Here is a 25,284-nt window from a genome sequence, read left to right on the forward strand (position 1 = left end):
TAGCTGTAAATATATGAAATTATTCTTCAGCATTTAATCGTTCTTGTTCCATTTTCTCGGCTAAACGTTTTTCAATTATGGGTGTTATTAACGTTTTTCTTGGATTGTTTTTTACAAAAGGATATAATTCTAAATCGTGTTTCATTTTATCGTTTTTGTTAGGATATTTATTAGTCCCTAATAAAACTTCTTTACCTGAATCAAATAAATCTTGTTCTTTTTGAGCGGATTCATTGATTTTTCTTTGAATAGTTCCTTCAATTAATTGTGTAATCAAACCACCATTTGCTTCAATATCTTTGAATAGTGTTAAAGCTTTTTCAGCTAGTTGTTCTGTCAAAGATTCTATATAATAAGCACCATCAGCTGGATTGTTGACTTTGTCTAAATAGCTTTCTTTCTTTAATACTAATAGTTGGTTTCTAGCAATTCTATCTCCAAATTCATTGTCTTTGTGATATAAAGCGTCATAAGCTAAGTTTCCTACCTCATTTGCACCACCTAAAATTGCTGACATACATTCCGTTGTAGTTCGAAGCATATTTACATTGTAATCATAAATTGTTTTGTTGCGTTTTGTGGGAATTGCTATAATAGTGCATTCAAATGTATGATTGTATTCTTTAGCTAATGTGTTGAATAATAAACGTAAAGCTCTCAATTTGGCAATCTCAAAAAAGTAATTCGTGCCAACAGCAACTTCAATTGTTATAGTTTGATTTAGGTTTTCAATTCTATTGAAATATTCATTTGCATGTGCCAAAGTATATGCTAATTGTTGCACCATATTAGCACCAGCATTTTGGTAGATTCCTGATTTTATAGTACAAAATGGGATACTTATTTTTGAGGCTATTTGGTTCAAATTTTTGAAATCAGATTCTAAATTTGAAAACCAATTTCCATCTTTTACTAATTGTCCGATTGGATCAATCTGAATTGAGAAATTTGCTTTGTTTGAAGAAGCAAAATCCGATAATTTAGTTGCGAAATCGATTGATATAAACTTCAAATTGAAGTAATACCAAACGTTTTCAAAAGGAAGATTTTGTAATAAATTTTCTATTGAAATGTTTTCATTTTCAATGGTAAAACAAATACTTTCTGCACCACGATTTAAAGAATCTAAGGCTTTTGCATTGGATTTTTCTACATCAAAAACAAAGATGTTTTGGAGAATGTTAAATTCAGAAACTTTTGTATCTACATTATTGGTAGAATTATCTTCGTCATTGTGGTAGAAAGGTTTTACTTTGATGCCTTCTAAACTTTCCCAAACTAATGTTTCGTTATAATCAGCTCCTTTTAATTCAAATTGAATTTGTTGTTTCCACTGTTTAGAGTTTATGGTTTCAAATTCATTAAATAAATTATTTTCTTTAGTCACGGTAGTTGTTTTTTAAAAATCTTTATTGGATTCTTCATTATGTAAATCATCTTCGAATTCTATGATGTAGATATCTTCACTATCTTTTTTCATAAAATATTTTTCACGAGCATATTTTTCGATCATATCTGGATTTTGAAGTCTTTTTATTTTGATACTATCAGCCGTTATTTCGTCTTTGTAGTATTTTTTATTGGCTTCTAACTCGTCAATTTCCTTATTTAAAACTCTATGGTCAAGATACGAATAATTGTCTAAAAAGAGTATCCAAACTAAAAAAAACAACAATACTAAAAAGTACCTGTTCCAAATAATTTTAAGGAAAGGGTATTTTAAACGTAATTGTTGCAATTTTTTAAACATTTATTTTTCTATTCTTTGATTGATCACTGCTCTTACCACATCAATTGCCACTGTATTGTATTTGTCATTTGGAATAATTATGTCAGCAAATGCTTTTGTAGGCTCAATAAATTGTTGGTGCATTGGTTTAAGTGTATTTTGGTAACGATTTAAAACTTCTTCCATGTCTCTTCCTCGTTCTGCTATGTCTCTTTTTAAACGTCTAATTAACCTTTCATCTGAATCTGCATGAACGAATATTTTAATATCAAATAGCTCACGAAGTTCAGGATTAGCTAAGATAAGAATTCCTTCTACAATCATCACTTTTCTTGGATGCGTTACAATAACATCATCTGTTCTGTTGTGTGTTACAAATGAATATACAGGTTGTTCAATTGTTTTTTCTTCTTTTAATTGTTTTAAATGCTCAACAAGTAGTTCAAAATCTATTGCTCTTGGATGATCAAAATTGATTTTTGTTCTTTCCTCATAAGATAAATTAGATGTTTCACGATAATAAGAATCTTGAGATATGATTCCAACTTCCGTTTGAGGTAATTCATTCATAATTTGATGTACAACAGTCGTTTTACCACTACCTGTACCACCTGCAATTCCAATTATAAGCATAAAAAAGTATCTTAATTATTCGACAAATTTAAGTATTTGAATTTAAATATATGCTTTTAATTTTGACTTAAAAAAATAATTGTAAAAATGCTTGTCAGTATAAATATTAGCTTTATATTTGCACCTCACTTTTCGGGGTGTAGCGTAGCCCGGTCATCGCGCCTGCTTTGGGAGCAGGAGGTCGCAGGTTCGAATCCTGCCACCCCGACAAAAACCTTCTTGAATTTCAAGGAGGTTTTTTTATTATGTTAATTTATGAATTACGTTTACATATTATATTCATCGAAACTCAACAAATATTATATTGGTTTTACTACAATTTCGGTTGAAGAGCGATTGAGGAAACATCTTTCAAATCATTCGGGATACACTTCAAGAGCCAAAGATTGGGAAATAGTTTATATAGAAGAATATTTAACAAAAGAAGAAGCTACAAAGAGAGAAAAAGAGATTAAGAATTGGAAAAGCAGTCTTAAAATCAAAGAATTAATAAGCAATAACTGATCATCGCGTCCCGATTTTCAATCGGGAAGGTCGCAGATTCGAATTTCCGGAGCGGAACAAGCACTGCCACCCCGACAAAAAAACCTTCTTGAAAATCAAGAAGGTTTTTTGTTTTTATTAAGTAGTAATAATTTATAATTATAGTATTATCATTTTTTTGTAAGTTATATTACATTTCAATTCATTCAAAATTGTTACTTTTGGGACTTCAAAAACAACACTAATTATTTAGAGATAAAATTATGTCAGATACGATTGAAAAAGTAAAATGTTTGATTATTGGTTCTGGTCCTGCAGGATATACTGCTGCTATTTATGCATCAAGAGCTAATATGTTTCCGGTTTTATATCAAGGAACTCAACCAGGAGGACAATTGACTACTACAAATGAAGTAGAAAATTTTCCAGGTTATGTGGATGGTGTAACTGGTCCAGAAATGATGATACAATTACAAGAACAAGCCAAAAGATTTGGAACAGATGTTCGTGATGGTTGGGCAACTAAAGTTGATTTTAGTGGTGAAATTCATAAAGTGTGGATTAATGATACTATCGAAATTCATGCTGAAACTGTAATTATTTCAACAGGTGCTTCTGCAAAATATTTAGGATTGCCTTCAGAGCAAAAATATTTGAATTTGGGTGGTGGAGTTTCTGCTTGTGCCGTTTGTGATGGTTTTTTCTACAGAAATCAAGAAGTAGTAATTGTTGGAGCAGGTGATAGTGCTTGTGAAGAAGCTCATTATTTATCTAAATTATGTACTAAAGTTACTATGTTGGTAAGAAGTGAGCAATTTAGAGCTTCAAAAATTATGGAAGCTAGAGTTAGAAATACACCAAACATAGAAATATTATTAAACACAGAAACGGATGAGGTTTTAGGTGATGGTCAAGTAGTGACTGGTGTAAGAGCAAAAAATAGAGTTTCGGGTGAAACTATTGAAATTCCTGCAACTGGATTTTTCGTAGCTATTGGACACAAACCAAATACAGATATTTTTGCTGATTATTTAAATTTAGACGAAACAGGTTATATTATAAATGTACCAGGAACTTCTAAAACAAATGTAGCTGGAGTTTTTGTTGGTGGTGATGCTGCTGATCATGTGTACAGACAAGCTGTTACTGCTGCTGGAACAGGTTGTATGGCTGCTTTAGATGCAGAAAGATATTTGGCTGCAAAAGAATAATAAAGTAATTTATTTGATTCAAATTTATAAAAAAAATCCAGCAATTACGCTGGATTTTTTTATTCTTTATAGAGTTTAGCTTTTTGTATGCTGATAACAGGATAGGAGAGAACTTCGGTTGGATCTTCTTCAGTGCTTAACGATTTTTCGACTTTTTCTTTTACTGAATACATGATTTCAAAATCCATATAGTCTTTATAAAAATGTTCAGTTGTTGTAAGTAAACCACCTTGAACTTCGAAAATTGAATAAAGTGCATTGTTAGCATACATGCAATTTAATAGGATTCCATTGTTTTCATCTACCAAATATTGTCCTTTAGATTTATCTTTTTCTAAAAGTGTATATTTTCTTTCTTGATTGATTTTATCTGATTTATAGATTATAGTGTATTGATATTTACCAATAGTATCAGTTGGTAATAAATGAAATTCCATATCAATTTGCTGTATTCCATTTGCATTTGTAATATTTAATTTTCCTTTATATTTTCCAAAAAAGTCATTTGGAAAATTAGTTTCATTAGTTTGAGAAAAACCGATAAAACTGACTAAAAAGATTATTGAAGTTACAATTCTCATTTTCTATTTTTCTATTTTTTGAAGATTTGCATTATTTCTAAAAACAGGTAAATCTACTTTAGCATCTCCTAAAAGTTCAATTTCTGATTTTCCTGTAGCAGAAATAGTTACTTTATCTTTTACGTTTATTTCAGAATAACTATACATTTCAGTTACTAAATTCATCTCGTTTACAGGAAATTTTTTAGCCTTAAGCGAAGCATTATTATCTAATCTGATATTGGCTATTGCAGCATCACCTTCAATTTCAGCTTGAGATTTTTGATACATGTCTAATTTGAAATTTGGTGAAGCAATTAATGCTTTTAACTCACTACTTGCACTCATCTCAATTGACGTAGTATCAGCTTTTACATTCAATTCAGCTTCTGATTTATCATTTAAAACTAAATTAAATGATGATGATTTTACATTTAAAAATGATTTTGAAGAATCAAAATTTTTAATGGTAATGTTGTCCAAATTCAAATCAGCTAAAGCATTTAAAATAGCTTCGTTTTTAACAACTATTAATTTTAATTCATTTGTATAATTAATTCTAATGCTAAATTTTTTAGCCCTAATAACATCTTTAGTAGAATATAACTTTAAGGTTGAACCTAATATTTCAAAAATAACGGCATCGTGCAAGTTGTCATCTGCTTCAATTTCAACAGAGTTTTTGTCTGATTTTACTAAGAAAACTTCAATGTTATCTCCAATGTCTATTGAGTCAAAACTTTCAATTTCTTTAACTGTAACAGTAACAATTTTAGATCCTTTTATTTTTTCTTTTTTTTGAGCAAAAGAGATAGTTACCATTAAAAAAGCAACTAGTAAAAAAGCAATTTTATTTTTCATTTTCTATTCTTGTTTTTACAAAAATAAGATTTTACTTTGATTTAGAGCAAAAAAAACATCAGCTTTAGACTGATGCTTGATTTCTTATTTTTTGGATACACTTGCACCCGAACTTTCATCAACCGTTATTTTTTTTGGAGTTGAGTAATATTTTATACTACTTCCACTTGAAGCATCTGCATTGAGTGTTTCAGATGGATTTACTTTTGTTGAACTTCCACTTGATGATTTACAAACAGCATTAGCAACTTCTAATTGATTTAGAATAATAGAGCTTCCACTTGAGGATTCAGTTCTTAAATTTTCTGCTTTTCCTTTTGCTTCAATTTCACTTCCACTGCTACTATCACAAGAAAGGTTTCTGGCATTTACACTTAAATTCATTTCGCTTCCACTGCTTGATTTTAAATCCAATGTTTCTGATTTTATAGTTGTTGTACTTTCAACTGAAGCTCCGCTTGAAGATGAAATTTTCTTTAGGTTTGGTACTTTTACATAAACTGTTCTTTCTTCTGCTGTGTTAATATTTTCGTCAAAATAAATGGATAAAACACCATTGGCAACTTCCGTTTTTAAATGTTCTTGTAAGTTTTCATCCGTTTTTGCTTCAATTGCATAGCTATCTGTTTGTTCAATGATAACTTTGATACCAGTTTTGGCTTCAATTGTGTCAAAATTTTCAGTCGTTCTTTTTGATGAAGTTACATTTCCATTTCCAGAAAGGCCATCATTCAAAAAACTTCCATTATTACCACATGAAATGGCTAGTAACATTATAATAACAGCAATAATGATTTTTGTGATTTGAAAAATAAATTTTACCATTTTTGTTAGTTTTTTTCTTCAAGAAGAAGAGGTTAGTTTTTTTGTTATTTTTTATTCTTTGTTTGAATACTTATTCCATTTTCGTCAACATTAATAGTTTTGATTTCTGTTTCAGAATTGATGATATCTTGTCCGTTTATTTTTATTTCAACATTATTGTCTTCATCACTGTTCCATTTGTTATTTTCAATTTCCTCAGGACAATCTAAACATTCAAAATCACCATCAATTAATTTGTAATAATGATTTTCTCTACCATAATACATATCAATGTCAGAATTGTGATTGGTCAAATAATCTGAAATAGTTTCATTTGGAAAAATAACCGTTCCTTTTGGAATATAAATATAAATATGAACTTCTTGGTCTCTAAATTTATTGTTTCTATCTGTAATTAAATAGTTGTCTAAATTAATTATATTTCCTTGAATATCAAAATTATAAACTATATTTTTAGCTCTTTCTTTTGCATCGTTGTAAGAACTTCCATTGGCTACTTTTTCAATTTGAATATAAGTTTTTGTTTCATCTGTTTTCATCAAATGAATTTTTACATTGTTTGAATAAATTATTTCTTTATCCTTTTCGTCTACAACGAATTTAAAATCGGTTTTTCTGTAAACACTTTTCGTATAGAAATCATTGTACTTCATGTTGATTTTTAAAGTATCATTTGGTGTTAAAATGATTTCTCTTTTTTCTACTACTTTACTTTCCCTACTTACTTCTGAGGCTTGTCTTAGTCCAAAATATACTAAAAATACGATTGATAAAATCCAAAGACCTAATAAGCTGTATTTTGCATAACTTCCTATAGATTTTACGTTGTTAACCAATAACTTTAACCCTAAAATGAAGAAGAAAAAGATTGGAATAGCTGCAGCAAAGAATGAAAATATATACAATATCCACATTGGAAAATCAGTATAATTACTTGCTCTTAAATATTCATTCCAAGGCATGTGTACATGATCAAGTGTACTTGAAAAAAACATAAAGATTGTTCCGATAAGTAATCCAATTAATGAAACTGAAGTTACTAAGACGATAAAACCTCCCAACAATTTACCGATGATTTTTAGAATAGTTGTAAAGATATCTTCTATAGTAGAACCTACTCTTTGCGAACTATTTCTTGCGTTATACATCATTTTTTCAGTATCAATGTCGCTGATCTTTGAAGTAATATCGTCAATACCTTCCTTTACTTTTTTCTCGATATTAGTAATGTTAATAGGCATTCCACGCATTTCTAATTTTTGAGTTGTCGTTTTAGCTTCTGGAATAATTATCCATAAAATGATATAGATGAAAAATCCAGTTCCAAAGAAGACTAACAAAATAGCCATAAAAATTCGTAGCCAAATAGGGTCTATACCTATATATTGACTAACTCCTGATAAAACTCCACCAATTATAGAATTGTCTTTATCTCTATAAAGCTTCTTAGTTCCACCATTATTTGAATAATTATAGTTTGAATTATTAAATGAATTTTTAGGTTCATCGTCGATTTTATAATCTTCAGGTTGTCCCATAATAACAATCATGTCATCAACCTCTTTTGAGCCAATTACTTGTTTTTCATTTTTAATTTTTTCTTGAAAAAGCTCAGCAATTCTACTCTCAATATCTTTTATAATTTCCTCTCTACCTTCAGGAGAAAGCGAACGTTTAACAGCATCTAAATAGCGAGTAAGTTTACTAAAAGCATCTTCATCTATGTGAAAAAAGAAACCTCCTAAATTTATACTTATTGTCTTGTTCATGATTCTTAGTTTTTGTTTGTTATGGTGTTCACAGCATCTGATAATTCGGTCCAAGTACTGCCTAATTCATTTAAAAATTCTTTGCCTTCATCTGTTAGTCCATAATATTTTCTTGGTGGTCCAGATGTTGATTCTTCCCAACGATATAATAATAACCCATCGTTTTTTAGTCTTGTCAATAAAGGATAAACCGTTCCTTCAACAACTAATAGTTTAGCTTCTTTTAATGTTTCAAGAATTTCAGAAGTATATGCATCTTGTATTTTTAATACAGAAAGTATGCAAAATTCTAAAACACCTTTTCTCATTTGAGCCTTTGTGTTTTCAATGTTCATAATTCACTTTTGTTTTTTTTAAGTTACTACTCGTTTTTTGATTTTTGATGATGATTGAAACTAATAAATTTTTTAACCTATTATTTTCTTATACAAATATATGTCTATTAAATGGTATTGTGTTACGCATAGTACTAATAATTAACATTTATTTAACAGTTCTAATTTAGTATGCGTGCATTGTAATTTTTTGTACATTAGCGAAAAATATACTACTCATGAGCATTTCTCCCTTTAAATTGAACCTATATATGTTTTTTAAATTACCATCAGCTTTTTGGTGTGGTGTACGAGCAAAGTCAATTTCGGCAGAAGTTTGCCAATCAACAGTAAAACATAGATGGTTTAATCAAAATCCATTTAATTCCATGTATTTTGCAGTTCAGGCTATGGCAGCAGAATTTACCACTGGAGCTTTAGTAATGTATCAAATAAATAAAAGTGGTGTAAAAATATCAATGTTAGTTGCCAACAACAAAGCTACTTTTACCAAAAAAGCAAAAGGAAGAATCACATTTGAATGCAATGAAGGAAATTTAATTAAAGATACTATTCAGGAAGCTATTGAAACAAATGAAGGTCAAACGATTTGGTTAACTTCAATTGGAATTGATGAAAAAGGAGATCAGGTTTCTGAAATGCAATTTGAGTGGAGTGTTAAGGTTAAGAGTTAGCAGTTTATAGTTTATAGTTGAAATGAATTTTTAGAAATTACTTTTTTTTTTGGAAATCTTGAAATTCCAATAACAACTGTTAAGAGTAGTTAAATAACTGTTTTTTTGATATTTTCTTATGTAACTTTGAGTAAAAAGAAAAAGATGAAAGTATTAATAACAGGTGCAACCGGAATGATAGGGCAAGAGTTGGTTAAAGTTTTGCATCGAAATAATGTAAAAGTAAATTACCTTTCCACTTCAAAAGATAAATTAGTTGCACAAGAAAATTACAAAGGTTATTATTGGAATCCTGATGAAAACGAAATTGACATCAATGCTTTTGATGGAGTTTCAGTGATTTATCATTTGGCTGGAGCTACAGTTGCGAAAAGATGGACTTCTTCTTATAAAAAAGAAATTTTAGATAGTAGAACGATTCCAACAAGATTATTAGTCTCAACATTACAAAATAATTCCAATCAGGTTACCCAAATTATTTCAGCTTCAGCTATTGGAATTTATCCAGATAGTTTAGGAGCCATTTATAATGAAGATAATAAAGGTGTTGATGATTCTTTTTTAGGAGAAGTGGTTCAAAAGTGGGAAAATGAAGTGGATGCCTTTAAACAGTTCAATATTTTAGTAACAAAAATTAGAATTGGAATTGTCTTATCTAACAAAGGTGGAGCTTTACCTCAAATGGTAACACCAATTAAATATGGTGTTGGAGCACCTTTTGGCTCAGGAAAACAATATCAATCATGGATTCATATTGAAGATTTAGTCAACATCTTTTATTATACCCAAGTAGGTGAGTTAGATGGAGTGTATAATGCAGTAGCTCCTCATCCAGTTACAAACGCAACTTTAACTCATGAAATTGCTAAAGTTTTAAAAAGACCTTTATGGTTGCCTAATATTCCTAAGTTTGTAATGAAAATGGTTTTAGGTGAAATGTATATTTTAGTTTTCTCAAGTCAGAGTGTTAGTGCTTTGAAAATATTGAATCAAGGGTATCAATTTAAATTTGCTACAATTGAAAAAGCTCTAAATAACCTTCTAAAATAAAAAAAGGCACTCAATTTGAGTGCTTTTTTAGTTTGAATTAATAATAATCTAAACCTCTTATTGTTTTTTTGCTGTTACATTAATTTGAATAGCAATTTCGTCATCAATATATTTATCTCCTAAATCATCAAAAAATGATTTTGAACCATATTTAACATCCCAAAGTGTTCTGTTAATTTTGAATTCTGTAGAAGTCATAGTAATAACTCCATCATTTTCAGTGATTGAAACAGGAAATTTTACTTTGTTTGTTTTATCTTTAATCATCAAATCACCTTCTACCATATCAGAACCACCTTCGTTCATAAATCCTGTAACAGTAAATACAGCTTCTGGATATTTAGAAATATTGAAAAAGTGATCAGCAGTTTCAGGCTTGTTAGATCCTTTTAGGTGAGCTTCTAAATTTTCTTTATCTTCACCTTCTAAGTCCTCTACTGTGATTGAACTCATGTCAATTACAAATTTACCTTCAGTGATTTTTCCTTCTGCAATAGTGAATTCCCCGTCTTTAATATTAATTTTTCCATTGTGTTTTCCAGTTGGTTTTGATCCAACCCAACTAACAGTGGATGTCGAGTCAACTTTAAAAGTTCCATTAATTCCAGTTTCAACAACTGTTGGTTCAGTTGCTTCAGCTTCCGCTTCTTTTTTACAACTTACAAAAAATAAAAGTCCTAAACCTAATAATGCTATTTTTTTCATATTTATAATTTTAATTTTTCCAAAAATAGCAATTCAATTATAAACAAATCTTAATAAAAAATTAAATTTTAGTTTAGGAATTGGCATAATGGAGTTTTTTGAAATTGAATTTTGTGACAATTTGACATTTATTTAGAAATGGCAATACATTTGCTATATACCTTGCAAAAGGAAAAATGTTTAAAAAAATATTCAAAAATATGAGTCAAGAAAGTACTGAAAACATTGAGAAAGATGAGGTAAACGGAGAAACTGTTTCAGAAAATCAAGAAGTACAACAACCAGAATTATCTGTTGAAGAGCAATTACAAGAAGACTTAGCTAAAGAAAAAGATAAGTTTTTGCGTCTTTTTGCAGAATATGACAATTTCAAAAAACGTACGGCAAAAGAGCGTATTGATTTATTTAAATCTGCAAATCAAGAAGTTTTACAATCTATGTTACCTGTTTTAGATGATTTTGACAGAGCTATGAATGAGATTTCTAAATCAAACGAAGAAGTTTTAGTTAAAGGAGTTGAATTAATTCATGAAAAATTAAAATCAACTTTAGTGTCAAAAGGATTGGAAATTGTTGATGTAAAAGCAGGTGATGTTTTTGATGCTGATTTTGCCGAAGCCATTACTCAAATTCCCGCTCCATCTGACGATTTAAAAGGTAAAATCGTTGATGTAATTGAGAAAGGATATAAATTAGGAGACAAAATTATTCGTTTTCCTAAAGTAGTAATTGGGCAATAATAGTAAACCAAAATTATTTCGATACCAATTTTTTTATTGGAATTTGGAATTTTTTTATTGGAATTTATATAATTTATGAAGAAAGATTTTTACGAAGTATTAGGTGTTAGCAAATCTGCAACTCCAGATGAAATAAAGAAAGCGTACAGAAAAAAAGCCATTCAATATCACCCTGATAAAAATCCTGGTGATAAAGAAGCCGAAGAAAATTTTAAAACTGCTGCAGAAGCATATGAAGTTTTAGGTGATGCTGACAAAAGAGCACGTTATGACAGAATGGGTCATGCAGCTTTTGATGGTGCAGGAGGTTTTGGTGGTGGACATCACATGAATATGGATGACATCTTTAGCCAATTTGGTGATATTTTTGGAAGTGCTTTTGGTGGTGGTTTCGGAGGAAGCGGCTTTGGTGGTGGAGGCCAACGTAGAGTAAAAGGAAGTAATCTTAGAATAAAAGTAAAATTAACACTAGAAGAAATAGCTAATGGTGTTGAGAAAAAAGTAAAAGTAAAACGTAAAGTTCAAGCATCAGATGCTACTTTTAAAACTTGTTCAACTTGTAATGGTCAAGGACAAGTTATGCGAGTTTCTAATACTATATTAGGAAGAATGCAAACAGCTGCAACATGTCCAACATGTCAAGGTTCTGGACAAATTTTAGATAAAAAACCTGATGGAGCAGATGCACAAGGTATGTTGGTTGAAGATGATACCGTTTCAATCAAAATTCCTGCTGGAGTTGTTGATGGCATGCAATTAAAAGTTTCTGGAAAAGGAAACGAAGCACCTGGAAACAATAGCGTTCCTGGAGATTTAATTGTAGCTATTGAAGAAATTGAACACGAATTTTTAAAACGTGAAGGTGAAAATCTTCACTACGATTTATATGTAAGTTTTCCAGAAGCAGCTTTAGGAGCTTCAAAAGAAATAGAAACAGTTTCAGGAAAAGTTAGAATCAAATTAGAGGAAGGAATTCAGTCTGGAAAAATTTTACGTTTAAAAGGTAAAGGTATTCCAAGTATAAATTCTTATGGAAATGGTGATTTGCTAGTGCATGTAAACGTTTGGACACCAAAGACTTTGAATAAAGAACAAAAGAATTTCTTTGAAAATATGCTGTCAGACGATAACTTCATTCCTAAGCCGGAGAAGTCTGATAAATCTTTTTTTGAAAAAGTTAAAGATATGTTTTCGTAATTAAATTTAATTAGTTACATTTGAACATCACTTTTTTAAGAAAGTGAATTTTTCTTTTTCATAGCAATTTTTCCCATCTTAAAGTTTATTCATTAAGGTGGGTTTTTTTTGTAACAAATTTTAGGTATTTGCCTCTAATTGTAAAATCTAATTATGATCTTCAAAGTAGAACCAATCAATAATAAAGAATATCATTTGATTCAATCAAATTTATTTAAAGGTTCTTTAGTTTATCAAAATTGGTTTTCTATTTCAAAAGCTAAAATTGCAATAAAAAGTCTTGGAGATTTTCATGTAGCTAAAAAAAGCACTTGGAAATCTGATTTTTACATCATGCAAAATAATTTAGCGGTTTTAGAATTCACTTTTAATTGGAAAGGAACAGTTCAAATTACTTCACATTTCGAAAAAGAAATTAAAAAATATGTTCTAAGAAGAAAAGGATTTTGGAACACAGATTATTTTTTAATTAATGAAAATAATACCGAAATTTGTACTATTAAATCAGAATTTAATTGGAGAAAATTCAAAACTTCTTATGAAATTAATGTTTTAGAGAGTAATAATTCAATACAAGATCAAGTTTTATACCTATCTTTAATACATTGCACAATACTAATAAGCACAATGGCTGCAGCTGCAACCTAAAAAATATAACTACAATTTATGAATTCTATTTTAGAAGTAAAAAATGTAACGAAACAATTTGGAGATTATAAAGCACTAAATAATGTTTCTTTTACCATTCCTGAAGGAAGTATTTATGGACTTTTAGGACCAAATGGTGCTGGAAAAACTACTTTAATTCGAATAATCAATCAAATTACAATGCCAGATTCTGGTCAAGTATATTTAGATGGAAGAAAACTAAGTCCTTCAGATGTGCAACAAATTGGCTATATGCCAGAAGAACGAGGTTTGTATAAAACCATGAAAGTGGGAGAACAATGTTTGTATTTGGCTCAATTAAAAGGACTTTCAAAAGAAGAAGCAAAAAAACAATTGAAATTTTGGTTTGAAAAATTAGAAATTGAAGGTTGGTGGAACAAAAAAATTCAAGAACTTTCAAAAGGAATGGCTCAAAAAATACAATTTGTAGTAACGGTTCTTCATAAACCAAAGTTGTTGATTTTAGACGAACCTTTTTCAGGGTTTGATCCTGTTAACGCCAATTTAATAAAAGATGAAATTATCGAATTAAACAAACAAGGAACTTCAATCATTTTTTCAACACACCGAATGGAAAGTGTAGAAGAAATGTGCGATCATATTGCCTTAATTCACAAATCAAATAAACTGATTGAAGGAAAATTAGTTGATGTGAAGAAAGAGTATAGAACAAACACTTTTCAAGTGGGAATTATTTCTCCTAATGTTGAAGGTTTAATGTATGATTTAACACAAAAATTCAAGGTTGGACAAACCAATTTCAAATCATTAAATGATGATATTAAATTAGAAGTTCAATTAGGAGAACATCATTCAACGGAACTTTTAAATATTTTAACTAGAAATGGTCAAGTAACCCATTTCGTAGAAAAAATACCAAGCGTTAACGATATCTTTATTCAATCAGTTTCAAAATAGTCAAAAATGAACATATTATCACTTATCATAAAAAGAGAATTTATTTCAAAAGTTCGCAACAAATCATTTATTGTAATGACTTTTTTAAGTCCATTATTATTTGTTGGAATGGCTGTTTTAGTTGGTTTTTTAGCTACCATGAACAAAGATTCTGCTACACAAATTGCCATTCACGATGAAGCAGGTTTGTTGAAAAGCGACTTTAAAAACAGTAAAGAAATTCATTATATTGATATTTCTTTCATGTCTTTTCAAACCGCAAAAGATACTGCTAGCAACAATTATGATGCTCTTTTATACATTCCAAAAGTAGATTCCATTCAAAAATTATTGGATAAAGTAGAATATATTTCTGATGACAGTCCAAGTTTAGAATTTATTTCAGATGTAGAAGAAGTTATTGATTCAAATCTTACATCAGAAAACTTAAAAATAATGGGTTTTGATGCTAAAAAAATTGAAAGTGCTAAAACCAATGCTTCACTAAAATTATCAAAATTTTCTGGTGGAGAAAGTCTAAAAGGATTGAATGAAATAAAAATTGCGATAGGAGGTATGTTTGGTTATTTAATCATGATGTTTATTATAATTTATGGCAATTTTGTAATGCGAAGTGTCATTGAAGAAAAAACAAACCGTATTATCGAAATCATCATTTCATCTGTAAAACCGTTCCAGTTGATGATGGGAAAAATCATTGGAAATTCATTAGCAGGAATTTTGCAATTTGCCATTTGGGCCATTGTCGGAACATTGCTATTTTTCATAGCTTCTTCTTTCTTTGGTTTACAAGTGGGAGCTTCATCAACTATTTCACCAGAAATGATGAATGCTGCTCAACCTGATAAATTGGCAACTATGCAAATATATTTCAATGAAATTTTTAATTTACCTATCGCAACTTTATTAATTTCATTTGTAATTTATTTTATTGGAGGTTACTTTTTATACAGTTCGTTTTATGCATCAATTGGAGCAGCTGTGGATTCAGAAACAGATTCACAACAATTTTTATTACCTATAATTTTACCATTAGTTTTAGGAGTTTATATTGGATTCTTTACAGTAATGAATGATCCACACGGCACAGTTGCAACCGTTTTTTCAATTTTTCCATTAACTTCACCAATTGTAATGTTAATGAGAATCCCTTTTGGTGTACCTTTATGGCAATTAGCACTTTCAATGGGTTTATTATTTGCGACTTTCTTATTGGTAGTTTGGTTTGCTTCAAAAATATACCGTATTGGAATTTTAATGTATGGCAAAAAACCAACTTGGAAAGAACTATATAAATGGTTGAAATATTAAATTGATATATGGAATTAAAAGATATTTATGAATTTATAAAAGACATTCTCAATTTTAAATTAATTGATACTGATAAAATAGATTTTACCTTAGGAACAATTTTGTTTTTGGTAATTTCATTAGTTTTAACTTCTATATTGTTGAAATTAATACGAATATTTCTTACCAGAAAACTTCCATTACAAGATAAATTCAAATTTATTAGTTTTTTCAAATTTGTAAGATACATTGCCTTTATTTTCGTAATTATTTTTACACTTAGTATCAGTGGAGTCAATGTAAATGTTTTGTTAACTGCTTCTGCTGCTTTACTAGTTGGTTTAGGTTTTGCACTACAACAACTTTTTCAAGACATCATCTCTGGGGTTTTAATTATTATTGATAAATCGCTATTGGTTGGTGATATCGTTGAAATAGATGATAGAGTAGGAAGAGTAGTGCAAATAAAACTTAGAACAACACGTGTTCAAACCAGAAATAACAGAATTATGATTGTACCTAACCATAAATTCATGATGGATACACTTCTCAATTGGACACAAAATAGTCCAGTAAGCAGAGAAAATGTTTCGGTTGGAGTAGCTTATGGAAGTGATGTGGAACTAGTCAAAAAATTATTAGAACAATGTGTGCAATCAACGGATGGTGTTGTCAAAGAAAATGATGTTACCGTTCTTTTTGAAGATTTTGGAGACTCATCATTAAATTTTTCGGTTTATTTTTATGTTGAAAATGGAATCAATAGCCCAAAAATTCAAAGTGATATTCGTTTTAAAATTGATACAGCTTTTAGACAAAATAACGTTACTATTCCTTACCCACAAAGAGATTTACATTTTATTGAAAAATAGAAACAGCAGGCTTGGGCTTTATCGGGTTATGTAATTCCTGCTGTCCATTCTATTTTTTTACGGTTTTTCAAACCATAAAAAAGATGCCATTCCCATCAGGGTTAGATAGAGAATTGTCTTGTTTTTTTACTAACTTTGTTCGCAATCATTTACCAATCAACAATACCTAAAATAGATGCCAAAAATACTAATCATAGAAGACGAAGCAACCATCAGAAGAGTACTTACCAAAATCCTTTCAGAAGAAAATGATAGTTATGTAGTTGAAGAAGCAGAAGATGGTTTACAAGGTGTAGAAAAAATTAAAAATGACGATTATGATTTGGTACTTTGCGACATCAAAATGCCAAAAATGGATGGTGTTGAGGTCTTAGAAGCTGTTAAAAAAATAAAACCTGAAATTCCAATGGTCATGATTTCTGGTCATGGTGATTTAGAAACTGCCGTAAATACTATGCGTTTGGGAGCTTTTGATTATATTTCAAAACCACCAGATTTAAACAGATTGTTAAATACAGTTCGAAATGCTTTAGACAGAAAACAACTTGTAGTTGAAAACAAAAACCTAAAGAAAAAAGTCAGTAAGAACTACCAAATGATTGGAAACAGTGACGAAATTAATCATATCAGAACTATGATTGATAAAGTAGCTCCAACCGATGCAAGAGTTTTAATCACTGGACCAAACGGAACAGGAAAAGAGTTAGTAGCTCATCAATTGCATGAAAAAAGCGACCGTTCATCAGCAGCAATTATTGAAGTAAATTGTGCAGCAATTCCAAGTGAATTAATAGAGAGTGAATTATTTGGTCACGTAAAAGGAGCTTTTACTTCAGCCGTAAAAGACAGAGCCGGAAAATTTGAAGCCGCTCACAAAGGAACTATTTTCTTAGATGAAATTGGAGATATGAGTTTACCTGCTCAAGCTAAAGTTTTACGTGCTTTACAAGAAAATTTGATACAAAGAGTAGGTGCAGACAAAGACATTAAAGTGGATGTAAGAGTTGTTGCTGCAACCAATAAAGATTTAAAAAAGGAAATAGCCGAAGGACGTTTTAGAGAAGATTTATACCATCGTTTAGCCGTAATTTTAATAAAAGTTCCTGCTTTAAATGATAGAAGAGATGATATTCCTGAGTTGATTGAGCATTTTGCTCATAAAATCGCGGAAGAACAAGGAAATTCAGTAAAAACATTTTCAAAACAAGCTATAAAATTGTTACAAGAATACGATTGGACAGGAAATATTCGAGAACTTAGAAACGTTGTAGAACGATTAATCATTCTTGGAGGAACTGAAATCTCTGAAACAGATGTAAAATTATTCGCAAGTAAATAAATTAGGTAAATGGTTATTGGTTAAGGGTAATAGGTTGCCCATAATCTATCACCAATTTCCCATCACCACAAAAAAATGAAATTAAAAAAAATAGATCAAGGACTTCAAAATGGATTAATCAGAAATGGATTAACAGAAGCCAATGAGTTGCAACAAGAAACATTTTCTACTATTAAAAGTGGAGCAGATGCAGTTATTCAATCTGAAAAAGGTTCTGGAAAAACGACAACCATTGTTCTAAATGTAATTCAAAAATTAAAAAAACCTTTTGAAGAATCTCCAAGAGCTTTAATTTTTGTGGATGATAAAGCAAAAGTTATTGAAATGGTTGATTTATTCAAACAACTAGGAAAAGACAACGAAATCAGAGTTTATGGTGTTCATGATAAAACAGATTTAGATGAAGATAAAAACCAAATTTCATTAGGTATTGATGTGTTAGTTGGAACTGGTCACAAACTAAATGAAATGTTCTCAACGGCAGGTTATAACGTAAATCGTTTACAAATGACAGTGGTTGATGACGCAGATATTCTTTTTAAAAATAGAATAGATGTACCGATTTTACGTTTATCTGAAAGTATGCCAAAAATGCAAAAAATATTTTTCTGCAATCAAGTTACAGAGAAAATAGAAATCATGGCAGACCGAATAATGATTGAGCCAATTTTCATTGAATTTGATGAATAGAATAGATTTTAGATTTTCAGACAATAGATTTTTAGAAAAGGATATACACAAAGCCTTTTAAACTTATAACCCATAACCTTTTAACCAAAATAAAATGGCACTAGTAAAAATATTCTCAGGGAGCGAAATTATCGCAATGGCTCTGCAAGCTAAATTGCAAGAAAACGATATCGTTTGTTTAGCCAAAAATAATTTACAATCAGCAAGAGTTGCTGGTTTTGGAAACACCGATTTAGCTGTAGAAATTTTCATCAATGAAGCTGACAAAGCAAAAGCAGAACCAATCATCGATGATTTTAAAATGAATTTATAAAATAAAAAAAACCGTAAACTCAATTGGAATTTACGGTTTTTTTTAATTTAAACAGAGACTTATTTTTTAAACAAAACTTCTCCTTTAACATCCACAACATCCCAAGTTTTACTAACTCCATCAGGACCCTTGTGTAAATCAAAACAAGCTTTGTTTATAGCTTCTAAAGCACCTTGAGCCCCAAAATCATTAAGATTTAAAGTGGTTTTCATACTAAATAAATTATTTTCATAAGTATATTCTAATGGAATTTGTTTTGTAACATCATTCATAGAAAGTGTCATAAACAATTGATTGTCTCTAAAATTTAAAATTCCAGACAGTAATTCAGTGTTTTTCATAGCACCAAAAAAGATACTTATCAATTTAGGATCTCTTGTTCCAGTTGGATCATTAGAAAATAAACTGCTTACAGGAATTGAAAAAGCAACACCTTCTAAAACTTCTTCTGGAGTGTTTCCAGACTTCACGTCTTTTAATTCAATTTCTTTAAAAGTACCATTAACAGCAAGTTTTTCTGTCGTTTTAAAACCTGTCCACATTACTTTTGTAGAATCATTTACAATCGTTAAACCTTTAACTTCTTCTTTAGTTTCTGTTGGAGTTTCAGTTTTCTCTTCTTTTTTACAACTTGTGAAAGTCATGAAAGTTAATCCTAAGATTAATAGACTAATTTTTTTCATTTAATACTCAATTTGTTTCAGCACCTCACTAATGCTGAACGATTATTTGTTAGGTTAGTTAATTCTATTCAAAGGTAAGAAGTATATCAGTTAGTATCAAAATAGATATGTTAAAGATACATTAAAATTCAAATCAAATATCATGATTTTTCACGAAAAGTTTTCTTCTAAAAGTAACAATAGAAATAAATATTCCGAAGATACCAATAGTAGCAAAAGAATAACGAAGATTACTAATTTCTGCAATGTAACCAATTATTGGAGGTCCAATTAAAAAGCCTAAAAAGCTAATACTTGAAATAATTGTCAAAGCAGTTTCTGTGGCAACAGTGGTTAAATTTCCAGCTCTGTTAAATACAATAGGAACTACATTTGAAACTCCAAATCCAACCATCATAAAAGCAATGGTACAAGGGATTAAATAAGGAAATAGAACAGCAATATACAATCCAAAGGTTATCGTTATTCCACTAGCTATGATTATTTTTTGTGGACCATATTTTTGAACCAATATATCACTCAAAAATCTACCTGAAGCCATTGTAATCATAAAGCAAGTATATCCTAAAGCTACTAATGTTGCTGGAGCTTTTACAATTTCTTTAAAATAAACTCCACTCCAATCAAACATAATTCCTTCACTTGCCATACAGCAGAAACTAATTACACCTAACCAAATTAATATTTTATCTGGAAATTGAAAACCAGTTTTTTTGACTTTTTCTTTCACTTTTGCAATTTTGGTTTGCACTAAATATTTCGAATTCCATGCAACTATAATTACCACAAAAAGAAAAGCAATAATAAAGTGGATTAAAGGAGAAAGTCCTAAATAAAGCATTAACAAGGAAACTAAAGCTCCAAAAAAACCAGCCAAACTCCAAGAACCGTGAAAGAATCCCATAACTGGTTTTTCGAATAATTGTTGGGTTACAACTCCTTGAGTGTTACTGGCAATGTTGCAAAAATTTCCAAATACTCCAAATAAAAATAATCCTAAAGCTAAATGCCAACTCGTAGAAGACAATCCTAAAAAAGTCAGGAATAAGGCATAAAGTAAAGTGCCATAAATGGTAATAGTTCGGCTTCCAAAACGAGAAACTACTTTGCTTGAAAAAGGCATTGCAATTAATTGGCCAATTGGTAAAAAGAATAAAATCGTTCCTAAATCAGCTTCGCTAAGATGTAAAGTGTTTTTCAAATCAGGAATTCTACTTGCCCAAGTGGCAAAACAAAATCCTTTTCCAAAGAAAAATAAAGCCATAGCCATTTTAATGCGAAACAAATAATCACTTTTTAATTTCTTAAACGATTTTTTGATTTTTGCTTTGGGTAAAATTTTCGAGAGAAAACTATAATCAATTAATGGCATAAATTGTTTTTTGGAAATGCAAAATTAGGATATTTATCACTTATAAATCAGAATTGAACTTCAAATCTGTAAAGAATTATTCATTTCTCAATAAATTAAGAATCAAATTATAAACCTAGTTTTTTAAAGGATTATTTTTAGTTTTTTACAACTTGTCAAATACGTTAATTAACCTATATTTGCACCTTCAAAATTTTAGCGTTTTTTTAGTCTTCTGACTTCTAAATTCTAAATTCTAAATTTTCAAAAATGATTACAGTAAACGACGTAGCCGTAGAATTTGGTGGAACAGTACTTTTTAGTGATGTGACTTTTGCCATTAATGAAACCGATAAAATTGCCTTAATGGGTAAAAATGGAGCAGGAAAATCTACATTGCTTAAGATTGTTGCTGGTCAAAACAAACCTACTCGTGGAAATATTTCGGCTCCAAAAGAAGCTGTGATTGCATATTTGCCTCAACATTTATTAGCAAATGACGATTGTACGGTTATGGAAGAAACTTCAAAAGCGTTTGCTGAAGTTTTAGATATGAAAAAAGAAATTGACGAAATCAATGAGCAATTAACGATTCGTACGGATTATGAGAGTGATGGGTACATGAAATTAATCGAGAGAGTTTCTGAACTTTCTGAGAAATATTATGCTATTGATGAAGTCAATTATGAAGCTGAAGTTGAAAAAGTTTTAAAAGGTTTAGGTTTTGAAAGAGAAGATTTTGGACGTTTAACTTCTGAATTTTCTGGTGGTTGGAGAATGCGAATTGAATTGGCAAAAATCCTTTTAAAGAAACCTGATTTGATTTTATTAGATGAGCCAACAAATCACTTGGATATGGATAGTATTCAGTGGTTAGAAGACTTTTTGGTGAATCAAGCTAAAGCAGTTATGGTAATTTCGCATGATAGAGCTTTTGTAGACAACATCACAAACAGAACAATTGAAGTTACAATGGGAAGAATTTATGACTACAAAGCCAAATATTCTCATTATTTAGAATTGCGAAAAGAAAGAAGAGTACATCAGCAAAAAGCGTATGACGAGCAGCAAAAGTTTATAGCAGATAATCAAGCGTTTATAGATAGATTTAGAGGAACATTTTCAAAAACCGAATCGGTTCAATCGCGTGTTAAGATGTTGGAAAAAATTGTTCCAATCGAAGTAGATGAAGTAGATAATTCGGCTTTAAAATTGAAATTTCCACCTTCAGTTCGTTCAGGACAATATCCAGTTGTAGTGAAAGATTTACATAAAAGTTATGGTGATCACGTGATTTTTAAAGATGCTAATATTGTTATTGAAAGAGGTCAAAAAGTAGCTTTCGTAGGAAAAAATGGAGAAGGAAAATCTACGATGATTAAAGCTATTATGAAAGAAATTGAAATCAATTCAGGAAGTGTTGAAATTGGTCACAATGCTCAAATTGGTTATTTTGCTCAAAATCAAGCAGCTTTATTGGATGAAAACGCTACTATTTTTGAAACTATTGACCGAATTGCCGTTGGTGATGTTCGAACGCAAATCAAAAATATTTTAGGAGCTTTCATGTTTCAAGGAGATGATATTCAAAAGAAAGTCAAAGTGCTTTCTGGTGGAGAAAAAACGCGTTTGGCCATGATTAAATTATTGTTGGAACCTGTTAATTTATTGATTCTGGATGAACCTTCCAATCACTTAGATATGAAAACCAAAGACATCATCAAAGATGCTTTACGCGATTTTGATGGAACTTTAATCTTAGTTTCTCACGATAGAGATTTCTTAGATGGTTTAGCGACAAAAGTATTTGAATTTGGTAACAAACGTGTAAAAGAACATTTCGAAGATTTGAAAGGTTTCTTGGAATACAAAAAAATGGATTCTTTGAGAGAAATTGAGAAGTAGTGTTTTAGTATTTAGTTGTAAATTTTATTTGTATCTCTTATTACCAAAACTTAAAGTAAATGATAGAAGATGAAAAATTAATTCCTGATTTATTGGAATGGAGAAAATTTAACGGGAACGAATTTTCAATTGAAGACTGGATTATTGGTGAAGGAAATATTAAGCATATGATTGCTTATTCATTATTATTTTGGCCTAAATTTATTGAATATGATGGTTGTATAATTATGGAAAACAGATTCGATCTACAAAATTTTGAAAATTGGAAGAAAACAGAGTATGTTGAAAATTTCGCTCAAATAGAATCTGTTTTAAATCATATTCATATTCTTGACTTTTTCGGTGCAGAAGAAAAAAAGGATGAAATAAATCATAATCAAATTGTATTTTTAGGAAATAAACTTTGTGAAATTTATTCAGCAAAACTTAAAATCGATTTCCCAGAAAAAGAATTTAATTTTGATTTTAATGGAAGTGAAAAGTTAGATGCATATGATGAATATGAGATAACTTTTTATCAAGAAAAAAATTTAAATAGAAAAACAAAATACGTTGGATAATAGCGGTTTTTGAAATTGGTTTATTTGTCTTAATTTAAAGTTTGTTAGTATTTTTGATTTTCTGTGTTTAACTGAAAGTTTTTGGCTAATAAATCCCCAACTACTTAAACCCTCAAAACATTAACAAATTAAGATTTATTTTCTCATGCTAAACTTAATTCAGTATCTATTTAAAATATCTTTTTAAAAGAAAAATTAAAATTATTCTTTAATACTTTTCTCAATCTCCTTAAAATAACTCACCAATTCAGTTTTTTGAGCTTCCGATAAAACAGCTTCTTTATGAATGATTGTATAACTTGAAAGAGGCATTTCTCCTTTTTCAATTAATTCATAACATTCTTCTAATTTATGTGCTTGTTTTTTCGGTGTGTAAGTTCCAAATTCAGAAAAATTCAGATGTTTTTTTCCGTCTTCAATATGGTCTTTTAAATACCAACCGATAGGTTGAATATTAGAATACCAAGGATAAACACTTTTATTAGAGTGGCAATCATAGCAAGCTGCTTTCATAGTTGAAGCAATTTCTGTTGGTGGATTGTGTATGGTCAAAAAATCTTGATTGATATCCGTTTCTGGATTAGTTTTGTCAATTTGGAAAAACTGTAAGACAACTAAAACAACTAAAAGAGCAATAAGAATTTTTTTCATGACTTTGACTTTAAATATTTAATTAAAAGTACAACTTTTTTGACCAAATTAAGAATAGGATTTCAATTTTAAGCGCATCTTAAGGTTTCTTCCATTTTTCATAACCCAAAATTCCTTTTCGAATTTCTTTTTGCCAATTCGTGCCAAATTCTTTATTTAGTTGGTCAAATACTTGTGCATTTAGTTTTTCATATTTTTCCATATTTGCAGGTGCTAAACAGCCAAAATCATGGAATTGTATGTTATATTTTTTTGCAAAAGCTATATCTTCTTTAGTGATTACAGATGCAATTCCACCAAGAACATAAATAGTTGGGGTTTCATTAATAACTAAATCAGCATTTATAACTTCTTGAGCTGATGAATTTATTCCTAAAAATAGAATTAAAAAGGTGTAAATTATGTTTTTCATCTTATTTGTGTTTCTGATTACTGCCAACTGAATTCTGCCAACTAAATTTTCTGTCTTTCCAAATTCTATCAAACACAATTGTTAACGGTGACATGAATAATAAAACCCATACTGGTGCAGCATAAAAATGATTAAAAGTAGTTAAATAGAAAGCAGTTATAGCTAAAATTAAAGCAAATACAATTCTTCCTTTTTTGTTATTTGGAGTTGTCATTGGATCGGTTATCATAAAAAAAGTAAACAACATTAGAGTTCCATTAGTCATTTGATGCAACCAAAAATCTATTGGCCAACCTAAATATAAGATGTTTCTAATGAACAGCAAGCTTCCAAATGTTCCGATGAAAGTTAATGCTATGTCAATTCGTGAGACTTTTTTAATGACTAAAAAACCAAGAGAACCAACTATAAATAAATAAATAATATTGCTTCCCCATTGTCCTGGTGAAATCCATGCGTGATGTGTTAATAAAATAGTTCCAACAACTCCAATATTTGCTGGATTGAAAATGTGCTTTCCGTTGTATTTGATTAAAAATTTGGATCCAATGGCTATGAAAGTCGCAAATAAAACCCATTCTAAAGCATCAACTTTTAGCAATAAACATAACCCTAAAGAAGTAATCAAGGCACTTTTCCAAGAACTATAATTCTTGTTTGTAAAGTGCGTAAATACTAATTGAAAAAATAAACAAGAAGTTATCGTAATTCCAATTTGAACTAAATATTCTTTTGGAAAATCATTAGCAAACAAAACCATAACCAAGAAGCTTCCCAAAAATAGAATTTGAAAATGTCGAGCATCACTTAGTAAGGATAATGTACTAGTTTTAGGAAGTTCTATGGCTTTTGTATTCAT

29 protein-coding genes and 1 tRNA gene are annotated in these 25,284 nt (G+C 29.7%); 16 read left to right on the forward strand and 14 right to left on the reverse strand.

All coding sequences use genetic code 11. The annotated features are described in order from the left end of the window. Window positions 1–19: 19 nt before the first annotated feature. Genes ACFO3U_RS06570 through udk form a run of 3 tightly spaced genes read right to left on the reverse strand, consistent with a single transcriptional unit; the run spans window position 20 to window position 2,362 of the window. The gene (locus tag ACFO3U_RS06570) at window positions 20–1,387 is read right to left on the reverse strand and encodes a methylmalonyl-CoA mutase subunit beta (protein WP_379739502.1); all 1,368 of its coding nucleotides are present in this window, start codon (window positions 1,385–1,387) and stop codon (window positions 20–22) included. 12 nt (window positions 1,388–1,399) lie between these two features. Further along, window positions 1,400–1,750 carry an FtsB family cell division protein gene (locus ACFO3U_RS06575; RefSeq protein WP_379739505.1) on the reverse strand — a complete coding sequence of 117 codons (351 nt, stop codon included), beginning with the start codon at window positions 1,748–1,750 and terminating at the stop codon, window positions 1,400–1,402. Continuing rightward, window positions 1,751–2,362 (reverse strand): uridine kinase, encoded by a 612-nt coding sequence (gene udk / locus ACFO3U_RS06580; protein WP_379739507.1) that lies wholly within the window; start codon window positions 2,360–2,362, stop codon window positions 1,751–1,753. A 133-nt stretch (window positions 2,363–2,495) separates the two neighbouring features. Between udk and ACFO3U_RS06585 the strand changes: the two genes are divergently transcribed. The 3 genes from ACFO3U_RS06585 to trxB all read left to right on the forward strand — a co-directional run bounded on the left by ACFO3U_RS06585 (window position 2,496) and on the right by trxB (window position 4,056). Then, window positions 2,496–2,570, forward strand: a tRNA-Pro gene (locus ACFO3U_RS06585). 47 nt (window positions 2,571–2,617) lie between these two features. Continuing rightward, complete coding sequence (locus tag ACFO3U_RS06590) at window positions 2,618–2,866, forward strand: GIY-YIG nuclease family protein (RefSeq protein WP_379739510.1); 249 nt, start codon at window positions 2,618–2,620, stop codon at window positions 2,864–2,866. Between the two features lie 242 nt (window positions 2,867–3,108). After that, window positions 3,109–4,056, forward strand: a complete 948-nt coding sequence (gene trxB / locus ACFO3U_RS06595) for a thioredoxin-disulfide reductase (protein WP_379739513.1) — start codon at window positions 3,109–3,111, stop codon at window positions 4,054–4,056. A 59-nt stretch (window positions 4,057–4,115) separates the two neighbouring features. Here trxB and ACFO3U_RS06600 read toward each other — a convergent pair whose 3' ends face one another. The 5 genes from ACFO3U_RS06600 to ACFO3U_RS06620 all read right to left on the reverse strand — a co-directional run bounded on the left by ACFO3U_RS06600 (window position 4,116) and on the right by ACFO3U_RS06620 (window position 8,406). After that, complete coding sequence (locus ACFO3U_RS06600; RefSeq protein WP_379739516.1) at window positions 4,116–4,637, reverse strand: hypothetical protein; 522 nt, start codon at window positions 4,635–4,637, stop codon at window positions 4,116–4,118. Window positions 4,638–4,640: 3 nt separating this feature from the next. Beyond that, window positions 4,641–5,477: a GIN domain-containing protein gene (locus ACFO3U_RS06605; protein ID WP_379739519.1), complete on the reverse strand. Its 837-nt coding sequence runs from the start codon at window positions 5,475–5,477 to the stop codon at window positions 4,641–4,643. 84 nt (window positions 5,478–5,561) lie between these two features. Next, entirely contained in the window at window positions 5,562–6,302 is a 741-nt protein-coding gene (locus tag ACFO3U_RS06610) for a head GIN domain-containing protein (RefSeq protein ID WP_379739522.1), read from the reverse strand. A 44-nt stretch (window positions 6,303–6,346) separates the two neighbouring features. Next, window positions 6,347–8,071: a PspC domain-containing protein gene (locus tag ACFO3U_RS06615; protein WP_379739525.1), complete on the reverse strand. Its 1,725-nt coding sequence runs from the start codon at window positions 8,069–8,071 to the stop codon at window positions 6,347–6,349. 5 nt (window positions 8,072–8,076) lie between these two features. Beyond that, a complete protein-coding gene (locus ACFO3U_RS06620; RefSeq protein ID WP_379739528.1) occupies window positions 8,077–8,406 on the reverse strand; it encodes a PadR family transcriptional regulator in 330 nt (109 codons plus the stop codon). Between the two features lie 218 nt (window positions 8,407–8,624). On the opposite strand from ACFO3U_RS06620, the gene ACFO3U_RS06625 reads away from it, so the two are divergent. Together ACFO3U_RS06625 and ACFO3U_RS06630 are read left to right on the forward strand one after the other, a co-directional pair. Continuing rightward, on the forward strand, window positions 8,625–9,080 hold the full coding sequence (locus tag ACFO3U_RS06625) for a DUF4442 domain-containing protein (protein WP_379739531.1): 456 nt from the start codon (window positions 8,625–8,627) through the stop codon (window positions 9,078–9,080). Between the two features lie 144 nt (window positions 9,081–9,224). After that, window positions 9,225–10,130: a TIGR01777 family oxidoreductase gene (locus tag ACFO3U_RS06630; protein WP_379739534.1), complete on the forward strand. Its 906-nt coding sequence runs from the start codon at window positions 9,225–9,227 to the stop codon at window positions 10,128–10,130. 57 nt (window positions 10,131–10,187) lie between these two features. On the opposite strand, the gene ACFO3U_RS06635 is transcribed toward ACFO3U_RS06630, so the two are convergent. Continuing rightward, a complete protein-coding gene (locus ACFO3U_RS06635) occupies window positions 10,188–10,835 on the reverse strand; it encodes a YceI family protein (RefSeq protein WP_379739537.1) in 648 nt (215 codons plus the stop codon). A 176-nt stretch (window positions 10,836–11,011) separates the two neighbouring features. On the opposite strand from ACFO3U_RS06635, the gene ACFO3U_RS06640 reads away from it, so the two are divergent. The 9 genes from ACFO3U_RS06640 to ACFO3U_RS06680 all read left to right on the forward strand — a co-directional run bounded on the left by ACFO3U_RS06640 (window position 11,012) and on the right by ACFO3U_RS06680 (window position 18,863). After that, window positions 11,012–11,575, forward strand: coding sequence for a nucleotide exchange factor GrpE (locus ACFO3U_RS06640; RefSeq protein WP_379739540.1), 564 nt, complete (start codon window positions 11,012–11,014; stop codon window positions 11,573–11,575). 75 nt (window positions 11,576–11,650) lie between these two features. Continuing rightward, on the forward strand, window positions 11,651–12,772 hold the full coding sequence (gene dnaJ, locus ACFO3U_RS06645; RefSeq protein WP_379739543.1) for a molecular chaperone DnaJ: 1,122 nt from the start codon (window positions 11,651–11,653) through the stop codon (window positions 12,770–12,772). Window positions 12,773–12,925: 153 nt separating this feature from the next. Continuing rightward, a complete protein-coding gene (locus ACFO3U_RS06650) occupies window positions 12,926–13,420 on the forward strand; it encodes a hypothetical protein (protein WP_379739546.1) in 495 nt (164 codons plus the stop codon). 18 nt (window positions 13,421–13,438) lie between these two features. Further along, a complete protein-coding gene (locus ACFO3U_RS06655; RefSeq protein ID WP_379739549.1) occupies window positions 13,439–14,359 on the forward strand; it encodes an ABC transporter ATP-binding protein in 921 nt (306 codons plus the stop codon). A gap of 6 nt (window positions 14,360–14,365) precedes the next feature. After that, entirely contained in the window at window positions 14,366–15,670 is a 1,305-nt protein-coding gene (locus tag ACFO3U_RS06660) for an ABC transporter permease (RefSeq protein WP_379739552.1), read from the forward strand. Window positions 15,671–15,678: 8 nt separating this feature from the next. Beyond that, on the forward strand, window positions 15,679–16,521 hold the full coding sequence (locus tag ACFO3U_RS06665; protein WP_379739555.1) for a mechanosensitive ion channel family protein: 843 nt from the start codon (window positions 15,679–15,681) through the stop codon (window positions 16,519–16,521). A 175-nt stretch (window positions 16,522–16,696) separates the two neighbouring features. Next, window positions 16,697–17,860: a sigma-54-dependent transcriptional regulator gene (locus ACFO3U_RS06670; RefSeq protein ID WP_379739558.1), complete on the forward strand. Its 1,164-nt coding sequence runs from the start codon at window positions 16,697–16,699 to the stop codon at window positions 17,858–17,860. Between the two features lie 75 nt (window positions 17,861–17,935). Next, entirely contained in the window at window positions 17,936–18,550 is a 615-nt protein-coding gene (locus ACFO3U_RS06675; protein ID WP_379739560.1) for a DEAD/DEAH box helicase, read from the forward strand. A gap of 94 nt (window positions 18,551–18,644) precedes the next feature. Beyond that, window positions 18,645–18,863 carry a putative signal transducing protein gene (locus ACFO3U_RS06680; protein ID WP_379739563.1) on the forward strand — a complete coding sequence of 73 codons (219 nt, stop codon included), beginning with the start codon at window positions 18,645–18,647 and terminating at the stop codon, window positions 18,861–18,863. A 59-nt stretch (window positions 18,864–18,922) separates the two neighbouring features. Here the strand turns inward: ACFO3U_RS06680 and ACFO3U_RS06685 are convergent, their stop codons facing one another. Both ACFO3U_RS06685 and ACFO3U_RS06690 read right to left on the reverse strand, forming a co-directional pair. Then, window positions 18,923–19,546 (reverse strand): YceI family protein, encoded by a 624-nt coding sequence (locus ACFO3U_RS06685; protein WP_379739566.1) that lies wholly within the window; start codon window positions 19,544–19,546, stop codon window positions 18,923–18,925. A gap of 133 nt (window positions 19,547–19,679) precedes the next feature. After that, window positions 19,680–20,918: an MFS transporter gene (locus ACFO3U_RS06690; protein WP_379739569.1), complete on the reverse strand. Its 1,239-nt coding sequence runs from the start codon at window positions 20,916–20,918 to the stop codon at window positions 19,680–19,682. A 249-nt stretch (window positions 20,919–21,167) separates the two neighbouring features. Between ACFO3U_RS06690 and ACFO3U_RS06695 the strand changes: the two genes are divergently transcribed. Next, window positions 21,168–22,802, forward strand: a complete 1,635-nt coding sequence (locus ACFO3U_RS06695; protein ID WP_379739571.1) for an ABC-F family ATP-binding cassette domain-containing protein — start codon at window positions 21,168–21,170, stop codon at window positions 22,800–22,802. 59 nt (window positions 22,803–22,861) lie between these two features. Then, window positions 22,862–23,362 (forward strand): hypothetical protein, encoded by a 501-nt coding sequence (locus ACFO3U_RS06700; protein WP_379739573.1) that lies wholly within the window; start codon window positions 22,862–22,864, stop codon window positions 23,360–23,362. Between the two features lie 201 nt (window positions 23,363–23,563). On the opposite strand, the gene ACFO3U_RS06705 is transcribed toward ACFO3U_RS06700, so the two are convergent. The 3 genes from ACFO3U_RS06705 to ACFO3U_RS06715 all read right to left on the reverse strand — a co-directional run bounded on the left by ACFO3U_RS06705 (window position 23,564) and on the right by ACFO3U_RS06715 (window position 25,284). Further along, window positions 23,564–24,013, reverse strand: coding sequence for a heme-binding domain-containing protein (locus ACFO3U_RS06705; protein WP_379739576.1), 450 nt, complete (start codon window positions 24,011–24,013; stop codon window positions 23,564–23,566). A gap of 79 nt (window positions 24,014–24,092) precedes the next feature. Beyond that, window positions 24,093–24,425, reverse strand: coding sequence for an FEKKY domain-containing protein (locus tag ACFO3U_RS06710; protein ID WP_379739579.1), 333 nt, complete (start codon window positions 24,423–24,425; stop codon window positions 24,093–24,095). Window position 24,426: 1 nt separating this feature from the next. Next, window positions 24,427–25,284: an RnfABCDGE type electron transport complex subunit D gene (locus tag ACFO3U_RS06715; protein ID WP_379739582.1), complete on the reverse strand. Its 858-nt coding sequence runs from the start codon at window positions 25,282–25,284 to the stop codon at window positions 24,427–24,429.

The sequence above is a fragment of the Flavobacterium ponti genome (genome assembly GCF_042652765.1).
GTDB classification, from domain to species: domain Bacteria; phylum Bacteroidota; class Bacteroidia; order Flavobacteriales; family Flavobacteriaceae; genus Flavobacterium; species Flavobacterium ponti.